Genomic DNA, 12,860 nt, shown 5'->3' on the forward strand with positions numbered 1-12,860 from the left:
GGGCGGCCGCCCTTGGCTGCCCAGCCGGACATAGCGCATCATTTCCGCCCGAATCGGAATTACTTTTGGACTTGACGCGCAACACGTACCACGCTGGCCGGAACTTTTCTTTCTGGTGTTCCTGTCGGAACGGAAGTTAGCATGCGGTGACTCTGGCCGTTCATTCGCTAAGGACAGATATGGCGTTGGAATCGGAGAACGGGTCCGTTCGGCGCCTCGACGACATCGCGCGCGCCATTGTCGCCGAGGCCGCCCCCAAAGAGGCGGAATACTTTCCGGCGATCGCCCAGGCCACCCGGAGAAATCCTCGGCGAGCCTTCCGCGGCGGCGGTGACGACCTTCTCGGGTTCTCGCTCGCGGACGCGGTGACGCTCCTGACTCCCATCGTCCTGACCGTCCTGACCGGCGCGGCGACCAACACGCTCACGCAGGCCGTCGAACGTACCTCGAAACAGGTCTCCAAGAGCGTGCGGGAAAGGATCTTCCCTCCGCGACCGGCGCCGATCGCCGACTCTGAGACCGTCGTGCCCGTTCTCGACCCCGCTCAGGTGAAGGAGACCGCGCAGGCGGTCGAGGAGATCGCGCTCGCGCTGGGCGTGGACAAGGCCACCGCCCTCCGCCTGCGACAGGCGACCTTCGGCCACTTGTCGGGCGAGAGGTGACCGCGGCGGGCGAGATGGTGTCAGCCCGCAGGCTGAACCCGTTCACGCTGCCGTCCTCGACGACGTCCCGGTTCCTCATCCTGATCACCGCGACGGTCGCCTGCTCCCTCTACCTCGCCCTGTTCCTGTTCGAGCTCCGGCTGCGCGTCGCCTATCTGCCCGAGCACGTCCGGCACGCGGAGTGCCTGGCATCGCTGCGTTCCGGCGTGAGCTCGGTCGAACCGACCCTGCTCGTGGACCAGTACGGCGAGTGCACCGCAGGCGTGACGGCGGGCGAGGCGCTCCTGCCGATCGGGTCGCTCGTCGTGCCCGCGCTGTTCGCCCTGCTGCTGTACGCGTTTCACCCGCTGTGGGCGTTCCGCCGCGGACTCATGGCCCTCGCGGAGGTGAGTGGCGGCGAAGCCCACGCGGAGGTGGTACGCAAATTCACCTCCATCGCCGAGGAGGAGGCGCCCGGCAAGAACGTCCGGTTGCTGGTGGATCCGGGAAGAGGAGAAGTCGCCGGGCGCGCGCTCGGCCTGCCGCGCCGCCACATGGTGGTGCTGAGCATGGGGCTGATCCTCGCGCACGCGACGACGCCCGCCAGTACCGAGGCGGTCCTGCGGCACGAACTGGCGCACCTTCGCAACCGCGACGTCGGTATCGCGCACTTCACGGTGGCGATCTGGTGGTCGTTCCTGCTGACGGCCTGCGTGCCCGCGCTGGTCGCCACGGCGATCTGGATTCCCGGCGATCTGCTCGCGCAGTGCGCCAGGCTGGCGGTGATGACCCTGGTGCTGTGGCTGGCCAGGACCGCGGTGCTGCGCGCCCGCGAGCACCACGCGGACGTCAGGGCGGGCGACACCGCCGAACGGCAGGAGGCGATGGCCGCGGCGATCGAGACCGCCTCGTCGAACCGGCGCTACCCGGGGCCGCTGCGCTTCTTCAGCAGCCATCCCGCCCTGCGGTATCGCCTGGACGTACTGAACGAGCCGGGTAGGCTCCTGCGCCTGGACCAGTGGGAGATGTTCAGCGCGGGGTCGCTGGCGGGCCTGGGTTTCGCACCCGTCTACCACTCCTATTCCCAGCTCGACACCGAGGGGCTGATCGACACCCGCTTCTTCACGCCCGGGCTCATGTTCGGCCTGCTCATCTCAGGCGTCCTTGTCGTGGCTGTCTGGAGGGCGAGCATCGGGCGGCTCGCGGGACATGGTTCGCGGATGAGTCTGTGGTGGGCCTCGGCCGGCTTCACGGTGGGCGTCATCGCCGGTCAGTACGCGGCCATGATCCGCGCGGAGGTGTGGATCTGGACCCTCGCGTTCGTGAACCCGCTGGTCGGACTCGCCTACTGTCTCGTGCTTCTGCTGATCATCAGGGCATTCCTCTCCTGGGCCAAGGCCTGCTCCGCGGCCTGGCTGGCCGGTTCCACTCACCCTCGGACGATCACCCTGGCGGCCGTGGCGGTGTCGGCGGTGGTGATCGGCCCGTGGCTGGGTTTCTGGTTCCATGGCATCGCCACCATCGTCCAGGCCGGCGTCACATGGGACCTGCTGGTGGTGACAGTGGTGACGATGGTCAGGTACACCCCACTGCTGCTCACCATCGCGCTGGCCTGCGCCTACCTCGTGGCGGCCGGGACGCGAGCGGGGCCTGCCCCGGGGAGCGGCCTGCGGCTTCATCTCGACGACGCCGCGCCCGTCCCGCTCCAGCGCCTGCCCGTCCACCTCGTCCGGGCATCCCTGCCGTTCGCCGTGGCCTGCTGCCTCATGGCGGTGGGCGGTTTCGCGCTGCACCCCATGCTCACCGCGGCCAGGAGGCAGGCGGGTACGGGTCAGTTCCTCGAGGCCGTCTACGTGACCATGGGCGTGGCCGTGGGCCTGCTGGCGCTGGCCGCGCTGGCGGCCGGGATCCTGGTCGGAGGCCGCGGCTCGGGAACGTGGGCCGTGGCTCACGCGGGGGTCATGCTCCTGGCGGCGGCCGTTCCGATGGGCCTGGTGATCCTCGGCCATGTCGCCGTGGCCGAATGCGGGTGGGAGCGGGCGGGCACCTGCTTCGCGCAGGGCGCGCCGCCCCAGGTGACGATCGGCAACTACGCCACGCTCACGTACGCGTACGCGATCTACCCCGGTCTGCTGCTCGCCGGGTGCGGCAGCCTCATCAGAGCCCGGAGGCGACCGCCCGTCCCCGAACCGCGTCGGGGCGTCAACCGCCCGGTCGTGGCGAGCGCGACGATCGTGATCACGCTCGCCCTGGCGGCCGGCGTCTACGGCGCCCTGCTGAACTGGCGGCTGACCGTCGGGGCCATCCCCACGGCGCGTATGACCTGGCAGCGGGCGGTCATGGAGGCGGCCAACCAGCCGATCAAGCCGGGCTCGATTCCGCAACTCGACGCCTGCCGCCACGCATTGGGAGTGTTCGCCAGCCCGGGAGTACGCGACGCGCTCAACACCGATCAGCGCTACTACGTGCTGGCGGCCGGGCTCATCAACCATGTCGCCTCCTCCGACGACCCCGCTCTGCGGGCGATGGCCCAGGCCGGATACATCTGGCTGGGCAGGGGTCGCGCGGACATGGTCACCAAAGTAGTCACCAGAGTGCTGCACTACTGCGTGCTCGTCGGGGGCGAACACCAGGTCGATCTGCGGGCGAGCGTCGATCCGCGGGCGAGCTAGGCCAGGCACGCCCTGACGCCGTACCGGACGCCGGTGTTGAACGCGTTGATCCGCTCGGTGGCGCTGCCGTGATCGCGCGGATTCGTCCATGGCGTGTCACCCGACAGCCCCCGCAGCGTCGCCGCGATCTCTCGGTTGTCGCCCCGCTCCCACGTGAGCGTGCCGTCCCTCGACGCCCCCGCGAGTGCCGCCCCTCCCATGCAGTCCGCCTGCAGCTCGATCTGCGGCACCAGATATCTGGGCGGCATACGATGCTGGATGGAGTGGCTCCATTCATGCGAGATGACCTGGTACACAAGCCCGTCACCGTAGGTGTAGCTCATTCTCATCAGGTTGATGTCCCAGGCGATGAAACGCTGGGACGTGCAGTAGGAGGCGTTGTAGGGCAGCACCTTGTATCCCGAGCACGCAGGCCGGTTCGGGTCGCGCCCGTCGTAGGAACCCAGGACCCGGGGCGGCGAATATCCCCCGGGGAAGTAATCCGACCAGTGATCTGACCAGAATCGATGGACCGCGTAGACGGCCGTCCCGATGTCCTCCTGGAGACTGTCGACTTTCACCGCCGCCTCGGCCCCGCTCGCCCTTCCTCCTCCGACCCATGTGACGGCGAGAATGGTCACCACGGCCAGTCGTAAACGCGCTGACATGGAGCCCCCAGTTTGTTGGTTCGCTTTCGCCAGGCTCCGAACGATAAACGCGCGCATACGCTGCGAATAGTCTCCGCTACCGAAACATCACCGTCGTCTTCGGGCGGGCGAGCGCCAAAGGAAATGCCATGGGGCGACGGCTTGGATCACGAGGGCGTCGTACCCCGGCTGAGGGTCCGTAGCGTTTCGGCCCGGCGGACGCGTTCGGCCAGCGTGTGGTCCAAGGATGTCACCGTACGGGCTGGGCAGGGCTCGTCCCGCAGTTCGGCGGCGAGGATGCGGTCGAGGCGGAAGCCCCGCCCTGCTCGGCGGCTGCGGCACCAGCCGATCAGATACCACGAGCCCGAGGCGGTGAGCAGGCCGCCCGGCTCCACCTCGCGCTCGCTTTCCCGCCCCGCCGAGTCGGCGTATCGGATCCAGACAACCCGCCGGCGGGCCACCGCCTGCTCAACCACCGGGAGTACGCCGGAGGCGGTGCGGGCGGGCAGCACATGGATGCGTTCGGTCAGGGCGCGCACTTCCTCCACGGCGGACTCGCTCAGGGCGGCCGCCAGTTTGCGCATGGCGGCCGGCCCCGCGGCCGAGAACGGCGTCGTCTGCTCGGCCCCGGCCAGCGCCGCGGCCACCGCCAGTGCCTCCGCGGCGGTGAGGTTGATCGGCGGCAGAGCGGTGTCGCGGTCGATGAACCAGCCCCCGCGCGGTCCGGCCTCCGCACGTACCGGCACCCTGGCCTCCATCAGCGCCTGTAGATCGCGCTGGATGGTACGCCGCGACACCCCGAACCGGTCCGCCAGCCAGCCCACGGTGCGCGGCCGGGGCGCGGTCGCGCGCAGCTCGTCTACCAGGGCATAGAGGCGTTCGGTACGGTTCATCGCGTCATCGGGTCACGGGCACGGACGCGTACCAGGTTAGGCCAGACATCTGCGTAGGAACTCCTCCTGGGCCGCCAACTCGCGCTGGGCCAGCGTCGTGGGATGCAAGGTGAACCCGTGCCAGCCCTCCTCCGCCACCACCAGTTCGGCCGCGTTGCCGGCCGCCGCCCAGCGGGCCGCCATGAACAGCGTGTCGTCGAGCAGGGGATCGGCTGTTCCTACCGTGAACCGCGCCAGCGGCAGACCACGCAGGTCGCCATAGAGGGGCGAGATGTCAGGATCGAGTCGTTTGTCGGGCGACAGTCCCGGAAACTGCTTGCTCCAGAACCATTCCTGGATCGGCCTGTTGATCAGCCGGTTTCGATCGCCCGACGCGCGGCCGCTGGGTGTGCCGTGACCCACGTCGTAGCCGCCGAAGGAGAGCTGCGCGGCCAGGAACGCCTCGGCGGGTGCCACGCCATGCCGGTCACGCAGTCGCAGAAGGGTGGTGACGGCCAGCCGCGCGCCGCCCGACTCGCCGCCGATGAGCAGCCGTCGCGTGCCGAACTCGGCGGCGGCGTTCGCCACCAGCCAGAGCGCCGCCTGCTCGGCGTCGTCGTTGCCCGCGGGGTAAGGGTGTTCCGGGGCCAGCCGGTACTCGACGCTGAGCACCGCCACACCGCAGTTGGCGGCCACATCGCGAAGGCGCGGATCCTGCCCGTCCGCCGAGCCGATCACCCCGCCGCCGCCGTGGAAGTGCAGGAACACGCCCTCCGGCGCACGCCCGTCCGGAGGGAGAAAAGCTCGGAGCCGGAGCCGGCCGCCGTCGGAGGTGGTCACGGTCCGCCAACTCGCCTCGGGAACCGTCGCGAGGGTGGGGAACCCGCCTCCGCCCGCGCGCTGAAACTCACGAGCCGCCAAGGGGTCGTCCTGGACATGCAGCGGCACCTGGCCGTCGAGCAGGCTCTCCATGCGGTCATTGACGGCACGGGTCTCAGCCAACTCATCGGGATCCAGGCCGAGCAGATGAGTGGTGGGTACGTTCATGCAGCCAACCGTGCCGCTACGCCGCGACACCCTTATGTCACGGTCTACGCGTGACGTCTCTCACAGTGGATACGCGGAAGAAGATTCTTCTACCAAGTCGTTCTTTCGACGGTGAGGTCAGAAGCCTCGCGGGCCACGACAAGGCAGACGCTCATGAGCGCGCCCACATGCTGACGTAGCCGTTCCTGCCGATCGGGCGGAACTCCAGGGGCCGCGGCGGGCGGGCGTGCCGGTGGACGCACACGCGGACCTCGCGCACCACTGCCTTGACCAGTCGTCCTCACGCCACACCAAAGGTTCGGTACGCGGGGCAGCCTCGCCGGCGTAGAGGTGCGCGATAAATGGTTGGACGGGATGACAACCGCTTTGATAGCTTCCGCAGGCCGTGACTTCGTACGAGGAGGTGAGACCCATGAACGCTGTATCGATGTGGGTGCTCCACCTCGTCGTCACGGTCGGGCGGTTGACGTAGGTGTCACCGGGAGCGCCTTGACCAAGGCAATCCCGAAAGGCGACAACCTATGGATGATGTGCATTTCACCCCGGGCGGGGGAGAGCGTGCCGTACTGATCGCGCAGGTCGCGGAGAGGCAGTGGCACGCTCTGGAGGACGACCGGGTGGTCGGCCACGGCGACACTTCCCGCAGGCCCGACGGGCGGCTCTTCATCAGCATCGACGCGTGGCACGGAGCCGTCTTCGACCAGCTCGCCGAGGCCATGCTGGCGGACCTGCCGAAGCCGCTGTACACGGTGGTGGACGAGGACCACGTCGACCTGACCTCCCACTGGGAGCAGGCCGGCTTCACGACGCGACGCCGCGAGTGGGAGTACCTCGTGCCCACCGACCCGCGCGTCACGGGACTCGACCCGGCGCCGCCCCCTGGCGTGACGATCGTGGGCGTCGGCGAGGCGGAGGAGGGTCCTCTGCGCACGCTGGACCGCGTGATCCGCGACGAGGTCGAGGCCACCGTCGGATGGCAGGAGATGCCGGCCGAGGTGCTGCCCCGCCCGGACGGCGTCACCGTCGTGGACCCGTCGAGGTACGCGGTGGCGGCGTGCTCCGATGAGTACGTGGGACTGGTCCGGCTGGCCGCGGTGACCAGGAGGCCACGGATCGGGCTGATCGCGGTCCGGCGCGACCAGCGCCGCCGCGGCATCGCCCGGGCGCTGCTCGCCGAGGTGCTGGGAGCGCTGCACCGCGGCGGGGTCGAAGCGGCCTCGGCGGAGGTGAACGAGTCCAACCGGGCGGCCATGGCGCTGATCGAGGGCGTCGGCGCCCGGCGTGCGAGCAGCAACCTGGAGCTGGTGCTCCGCTGAACCCCCCAGCCAACGATCGGAGAGACGCTGGAACATGCCAAGAAAAGCAGGCGGTATCGAAATCGAGGGCACTGTGGTCGAGTGCCTGCGCAACGCCACCTTCAGGGTGGAGCTGGAGAACGGGCACAAGGTGCTGGCCCACATCAGCGGGAAGATACGGAAGAACTACATCAAGATCTTGCCGTATGACCGCGTGCTCGTGGAGCTCAGCCCGTACGACCTGACCCGCGGCCGGATCCTCTACCGCTACCGGACCTAGCGGCGAGGCGGGACGCGCCGGCGGTATCTCGTAGCCGATACCGCCGGCGCGAAGGCGGAAGACGCCCTGGAACGCCGACCCCCGTGTCGCATCGCGTGCTCGGAGGATCGATGGAACGAGCACGAGCGAGTCGCCCGAAACGCGAGTTTTGCCGCGCTTCAGGATGCGGAAGATATTCTCACAGCGCGTTTGGTGCGGCGGGAGGTCTGCTGGTGAGCGTGGTGGCCGAGGACGTGAGATTCGGCGTTCTCGGGCCGCTCCGGGCCGAGGTCGGCGGTCGCCCGGCAGGGCTTGGCGGACCTCGCCAGCGGGCCGTGCTGGCGCTGCTGCTGATCGCGCGGGGCAGGAGCGTCTCGGCGGAGCGGATCCTGTCCGACGTGTGGGAGGGCTCGCGACCTCCCTCCCTGACGACACTCCATGGATACGTCGCCGATCTGCGCAGGACACTGGAGCCGGAAAGAGCGCCCGGCGCCCCGGCCCGGTTGCTGGTGCGCGAGGGGCCCGGATACGCCCTTCGGGCAGTACCCGCCGCGGTTGACGCCGAGCGCTTCACCGATCTGGCCGCTCGTGGCCGGCGCGCGTTGGACGGCGGCGAACCGAGACTCGCCGCGGACCTGCTCGGACAGGCGCTCGCGCTGTGGCGGGGCCCGGCCTATGCCGACTTCGGCGGAGCCGCCTTCGCGGTGCCCGACGCGACCCGGCTGGAGGATCTGCGGGCCACCATCCGCGAGGACCGGCTCGCGGCCGTCATCGCGTCGGGGGAGCACGCCGCCGCCGTAGGCGAGCTGGAGGCGGTGATCGCCGAGCAACCGCTGCGGGAGCGCGGCTGGGAGCTGCTCGTCCTCGCCCTATACCGGTCAGGACGGCAGGCCGACGCGCTCGCCACCCTTCGAGCGGTACGCGGAAGGCTGGCCGACGAGCTGGGCATCGATCCGGGACGCGGCCTGCGCGACCTGGAGACGGCCGTACTCGCCCAGGATCCGCGGTTGGCCCCGGCGCCGGCCGAGCCCACCCGCATGTCATACCCTCCGGCCGCGGCTCCGGCGCGGCCCTCGGGCAATCTGCCGTTCGCGCTGTCCAGCTTCGTCGGCCGCGGCGGCGACCTCACGGCCATCGCGTCCCTGCTGGACGGGCACCGGCTGGTCACGCTCACCGGCCGGCGCTGCTGAGCCGCTGCGGCGGCCTGCGGGTGCTGTCCACCAGCCGCGAAGCGCTGGGCGTCGAGGGCGAGGCGGTCTACGAGGTGCGGCCGCTCGACCCTGACGGCGATGGCGCCGAACTCTTCCGGGAACGGGCGGCCGCGCTGTCCGCATGGTCCCCCGACGTGGACGACCTCGACCGGATCCCCGGGCTCTGCGCCGGCCTCGACGGCATTCCGCTCGCCATCGAACTGGCCGCCGCGCAATGCCGGATGCTCTCCGTCGGCCAGATCGCCGACGCCTTGGAAAACCGCTTCGGCGTCCTGGTCGGCGGCCACCGAGCGCAGGCTCCACGGCCCTCAGGCGGCCGTGCTGCTGGACCGGCTGACCCGGGAGCAGCCGGAGTTCCGCGCGGCCTTCGCTTCCGCGCTCGCCGCCGGTGATGGCGACTACGCGCTGCGATTGGGCGGAGCCCTGTACTGGTTCTGGTACCGCATGGGCCACATCGCCGAAGGCCTGTCCTGGATGTCGAAGGCTTTCGCCGCGGCGCCGCACGCCGAGCCGGCGGTCCGGGGGAGGGCCCGGCTCGCCGTCAGCGGGCTCAGCTACCTGGCCGGGAATCCGGCGCGGGCGTATGAGTCCGTCGTGCTGGCGGAGCAGGAGGCACGGGAGGCCGGTGACCTGGTGGTCGAGGCCTCCGCACGGGTCTACCAGACGCACTTCGGCGTACTCGCCGGACTACCCGTCGACGCTCCGGCGCTCGCCCGCAGCGCGGTCGAACTCGCCCGGCGGGCCGGCGAGGACTGGCTGGTGGCCGAGGCGCTGATGGTTCAGGGCACGCTCGCCCGCGTTCTAGGAGATCTTCCGACCGCCGCCGCGGTCCTGGCCGAAGCCGTCGCGGCCGCCGATTCCTGCGGCCACGACTGGGCGGCCGGCTCTGCCGCGTGGGCCGCCATGAAGACCGCGTGCGATCGTGGCGACGGCGGGGGCGCCCTGGAGATCGCCGCCGGCATCCTGACCGCGCTCGACCGTCACCAGGACGTCACCTCCAGGCTTGTGCTCATCCACACCGCCGCCCACGCCCTCGTACTGACCGGCCAGGCCGAGCAAGCAGCCGTGCTGATGGGCGGCGTGGAGGCGGTCGGCCACCGGGTGGGCTTTTCCCCCGAGCTGATGGACCCGAGGGATGGCCCCCGCGAGGCCGCCGCCGTACGCGAAGCCCTCCCGCAGGACGCGTACGAACGCCTGACGGCCCGGGGACGCGAACTGTCCCTGGCGGAACTGACCACCCTCCTGGTGAGCCTGCTCACGAGCCGCTCATAGATGGGCCGGCAGCATATGCGGCCGCCGCGGGACTGAGGGCTGAGAGCCACCCCGCGGGTCAGAGCAACTGCGCCGGCAGGCCGCGCGGGTCGACCTTCGCGACGATCAGCGCCGGGGCCCTGGATGTCTTCACGGTGGCGAGCGCCTGGTCGAGCTCCGCCGCAGTGTCGACGGAGTGGGTGGACCGGAGGCCGAGGCCGTTGGCCAGCTTGACGAAGTCCCATTGGTTGAGCTGGACGTAGGGCTTCGGCGGCACGCTGGGATCGCTGAAGTAGTGCGAGTCGATGAGGTACTGCTCCAGGCCGTAGATGCCGTTGTCGATGACCACGACGACGGGGTCGCGGCCGTAGTGCACGAACGTGGACAGCGCCTGGGCGGTCATGTGGAAGCCGCCGTCCCCGCAGATGACCAGGGGGCGTCGGCTCGACCCGAAGGACGCGCCGACCGCGGCGGCCACGGAATGGCCGATGGAGGCCCACACAGCGCCGCACAGGAACCCGTCGCGGCCCTTGACCGGCAGGTTCGCGGCTGAGGCGCCGCCGAGGAAGGTGTCGGGGATCACGAGCCATGAGGTGTCCAGAGCGGCGCCGACGCGGTCGAACACCTGGCCATAGGTCAGCGGGCCCGAGGCGACGGGCGGGGCCGGGTCAACGGCCGCGGGCAGGAGCTCCGGCGCCTCCTTGGCCGCCTCGGCCACGAGCGCGGTCACCAGGGCGGCGATCTCCGCGTTCTGCTTGCTCCCGTTCTTGATCTTCACCTTGCCGTCGTACGCGATGACGATGCGGCTGACGCCCTCGCGGACGAACGTGGCGTAGCTGCTGGGGAAGACGCAACCGAGCATCACGATCAGGTCGGCCTCCTGGACGGCGGCGGGCTGAGAGTTCGGCGGGGCGAAGACCCCGGCCCAGCCGTCTTCCTGCTCGGAGAGCACCGACTTGGCCGGCACCTGGGTCACCCACAAGACGCCGAGCTTGGCGATCAGCTCGGCCACCTTGCCGGCCAGCCCGTAGCGCTGGATCTCGGTGCCCACCATGAGCACCGGCTTCGCGGCGGCGCGGACGAGGCCGACGATCGTGGTGGCGAGCCGCTGCTCGGTGCCCGCCGCGGGGTTGGTGACGGACAGGGTCCCGGCGGGGGGCGCACAGGGCGCCGTCCAGATGGTCCGGTCGATCTCGATGTAGACGGGCCGCTTCCTCCTGATCGCCGTCGAGATCGCGTGGTCGACCAGCGCGGGCACGTCGGTGGCCCGCTCGGCGCGGGCCGCACTCGCGGTGACCAGCCGATAGGCGTTGAGGTCCCCGTCCGGCTGGCCGGTCGAGTGGGAGAACAGGACGTCGAAGTCCTTCAGGTTGGCCAGGTTGGCGGCGTTCGGGCCGCCGTTCAGGACGACGACCGGACTGCGCTCGACGTACGCGCCGGCGATGGCGTTGATCATGCTGAGCATGCCGACGCCGTTGGCCACCGCGACGGCGCCGAGCCCCCTCGTACGCGCGTAGCCGTCGGCCGCGTAACCCGCTTCGAGGTCGGTGGCGGTCACGACCGGCTTGATGGTGTGCGCGCCTACGGCGTCGAACAGCGGCGCACAGTACGTGGCGGGCACGCCGAACAGAGTGTCGACCTGCTGCTGGCTGAGCCGCTTGAGGATGTAGTCGGCAACGGTGAAGGGCACGATGACGCTCCTGGAAACGCCCGCCGTACGGCAGCTCGGTCGGATAGGGGCAGGCGCGGATCGTCCGGCCGCTTGGGATGCTTACCCAGAGTAGTGGAGCGAACACGCGGGTAGGCATACCGCACAGGGCAGTACTCATCGGAGGTCGGAAATGCTGCTGGACGAGCGTGGTGTGAGCACACTCCCTAACCTGCCCACCCCGGATTTCACCTTCGATCCTCATCAACCGGGCGCGTGCGTCGCAGGTCTGAGGCCCTACCGCAAAGGGTCCTACCGGCTCGACAAGGAGGCGCTGGGAGACAAGTTCGTCGTCCACAACTATGGCCATGGCGGCGGAGGCATCACGCTGAGCTGGGGCTGTGCCGCCAAGGTGCGCGACATGGTGCTCCGGCGCCAGACCGAGACCGGGACGGTCGACAGGGAGATCGCGGTGCTCGGCGCCGGCGTCATGGGGATGACCGCCGCCACGCTGCTGCTCGACCTCGGCCTCAACGTCACCATCTACTCCGACCGCAAGCCGGTCGACACCACGTCGTACAAGGCCGGCGGCCAATGGGCCGTGTCCATCTTGGAGTATTCCAAGGAATTCACGAAGGTCCAGGAGCTCCAATACATCATCAGAACCGCCTACACCATGTTCAAGGCCTGCATCGGCAGGGGCTTCGGCGTCTCCGAGTGTGACAACTACAGCGTCAACGCCACCTCAGGTATCGAGGTGGTGCACGACCTCGTGCCAGGGCTGTTGCCGCAGCGCGAATACCTGCGGCGTCTGCCGTTCGAGGGGCACAACACTTCCGGATACAGGTATCGGACGTTGCTCGTCGAACCGCCGATCTTCATACCCAGGCTGGAACGCGACCTGAGGGCGCGCGGCGTCACGTTCGTGAATCGGAGATTCATCAACAGCGCGGACGTGCTCACGTCCTTGACGCAGAAGGTGATCATCAACTGCACCGGGCTCGGCGCGAAGGAGCTGTGGAACGACGCCGAAATGCTCTCACTCAGGGGACAGCTCGCGATGTTGCGGCCGCAGGTCGACCTTGAATACCTGTACGGCCAGAACGGGTACCTGTTCCCGCGCAACGACCACGTCGTCATCGGGGGCACCGTCGAGGATACCTCTGAAGAGGTGGTCGATCCGGAGAGGTGCAGGGGACTGGTGCGGTATATGGCTGGGGCGTTCGGCCAGCTACCGGCGGTGCCGATGCCGGACTTCCACATCCACCACCCGCGCAACGAGCGCCTGGTCGATCCGAGGTTGTCGATCTCCACCTGACCCAGAGCGGTGGGCGTGGC

At 69.6% G+C, this 12,860-nt stretch carries 12 protein-coding genes; 8 read left to right on the forward strand and 4 right to left on the reverse strand.

The features are described 5' to 3' along the window. Window positions 1-179: 179 nt before the first annotated feature. Window positions 180-662: a hypothetical protein gene (locus AB0B61_RS40130; protein WP_358443761.1), complete on the forward strand. Its 483-nt coding sequence runs from the start codon at window positions 180-182 to the stop codon at window positions 660-662. Then, the gene (locus AB0B61_RS40135) at window positions 659-3,313 is read left to right on the forward strand and encodes a M48 family metalloprotease (protein ID WP_358443764.1); all 2,655 of its coding nucleotides are present in this window, start codon (window positions 659-661) and stop codon (window positions 3,311-3,313) included. Before AB0B61_RS40130 ends, AB0B61_RS40135 begins: the two co-directional genes overlap by 4 nt. Here the strand turns inward: AB0B61_RS40135 and AB0B61_RS40140 are convergent. From AB0B61_RS40140 to AB0B61_RS40150, 3 genes are all read right to left on the reverse strand, one after another. Then, window positions 3,310-3,873, reverse strand: coding sequence for a hypothetical protein (locus tag AB0B61_RS40140; RefSeq protein WP_358443766.1), 564 nt, complete (start codon window positions 3,871-3,873; stop codon window positions 3,310-3,312). The two genes, AB0B61_RS40135 and AB0B61_RS40140, sit on opposite strands and share 4 nt — an antisense overlap. Before the next feature lie 233 nt (window positions 3,874-4,106). After that, on the reverse strand, window positions 4,107-4,832 hold the full coding sequence (locus AB0B61_RS40145; protein WP_358443769.1) for a WYL domain-containing protein: 726 nt from the start codon (window positions 4,830-4,832) through the stop codon (window positions 4,107-4,109). Between the two features lie 36 nt (window positions 4,833-4,868). Beyond that, window positions 4,869-5,858, reverse strand: a complete 990-nt coding sequence (locus AB0B61_RS40150) for an alpha/beta hydrolase fold domain-containing protein (RefSeq protein ID WP_358443771.1) — start codon at window positions 5,856-5,858, stop codon at window positions 4,869-4,871. A 521-nt stretch (window positions 5,859-6,379) separates the two neighbouring features. Between AB0B61_RS40150 and AB0B61_RS40155 the strand changes: the two genes are divergently transcribed. The 5 genes from AB0B61_RS40155 to AB0B61_RS40175 all read left to right on the forward strand — a co-directional run bounded on the left by AB0B61_RS40155 (window position 6,380) and on the right by AB0B61_RS40175 (window position 9,895). Then, window positions 6,380-7,174 (forward strand): GNAT family N-acetyltransferase, encoded by a 795-nt coding sequence (locus AB0B61_RS40155; protein WP_358443774.1) that lies wholly within the window; start codon window positions 6,380-6,382, stop codon window positions 7,172-7,174. 34 nt (window positions 7,175-7,208) lie between these two features. Continuing rightward, a complete protein-coding gene (gene infA / locus AB0B61_RS40160; protein ID WP_358443776.1) occupies window positions 7,209-7,433 on the forward strand; it encodes a translation initiation factor IF-1 in 225 nt (74 codons plus the stop codon). Between the two features lie 212 nt (window positions 7,434-7,645). Further along, entirely contained in the window at window positions 7,646-8,602 is a 957-nt protein-coding gene (locus AB0B61_RS40165) for an AfsR/SARP family transcriptional regulator (RefSeq protein ID WP_358443778.1), read from the forward strand. A gap of 20 nt (window positions 8,603-8,622) precedes the next feature. Further along, the gene (locus AB0B61_RS40170) at window positions 8,623-9,015 is read left to right on the forward strand and encodes a hypothetical protein (RefSeq protein WP_358443781.1); all 393 of its coding nucleotides are present in this window, start codon (window positions 8,623-8,625) and stop codon (window positions 9,013-9,015) included. Next, complete coding sequence (locus AB0B61_RS40175) at window positions 8,942-9,895, forward strand: hypothetical protein (protein WP_358443784.1); 954 nt, start codon at window positions 8,942-8,944, stop codon at window positions 9,893-9,895. The genes AB0B61_RS40170 and AB0B61_RS40175 overlap by 74 nt, the downstream gene beginning before the upstream one ends. 58 nt (window positions 9,896-9,953) lie before the next feature. Here AB0B61_RS40175 and AB0B61_RS40180 read toward each other — a convergent pair whose 3' ends face one another. Further along, window positions 9,954-11,564, reverse strand: a complete 1,611-nt coding sequence (locus tag AB0B61_RS40180; protein ID WP_358443787.1) for a thiamine pyrophosphate-dependent enzyme — start codon at window positions 11,562-11,564, stop codon at window positions 9,954-9,956. Between the two features lie 172 nt (window positions 11,565-11,736). On the opposite strand from AB0B61_RS40180, the gene AB0B61_RS40185 reads away from it, so the two are divergent. Beyond that, window positions 11,737-12,840: an FAD-dependent oxidoreductase gene (locus AB0B61_RS40185; RefSeq protein WP_358443789.1), complete on the forward strand. Its 1,104-nt coding sequence runs from the start codon at window positions 11,737-11,739 to the stop codon at window positions 12,838-12,840. Window positions 12,841-12,860 lie beyond the last annotated feature (20 nt).

This window comes from Nonomuraea sp. NPDC049158 (assembly GCF_040648335.1).
Classification (GTDB): domain Bacteria; phylum Actinomycetota; class Actinomycetes; order Streptosporangiales; family Streptosporangiaceae; genus Nonomuraea.

Bases quoted from the DNA above. Each gene is read 5' to 3' on its own strand.
- AB0B61_RS40130 (WP_358443761.1), top strand. From the start codon at position 180: ATGGCGTTGGAATCGGAGAACGGGTCCGTTCGGCGCCTCGACGACATC.
- AB0B61_RS40145 (WP_358443769.1), bottom strand. From the start codon at position 4,832: ATGAACCGTACCGAACGCCTCTATGCCCTGGTAGACGAGCTGCGCGCG.
- AB0B61_RS40150 (WP_358443771.1), bottom strand. From the start codon at position 5,858: ATGAACGTACCCACCACTCATCTGCTCGGCCTGGATCCCGATGAGTTG.
- AB0B61_RS40155 (WP_358443774.1), top strand. From the start codon at position 6,380: ATGGATGATGTGCATTTCACCCCGGGCGGGGGAGAGCGTGCCGTACTG.
- infA (WP_358443776.1), top strand. From the start codon at position 7,209: ATGCCAAGAAAAGCAGGCGGTATCGAAATCGAGGGCACTGTGGTCGAG.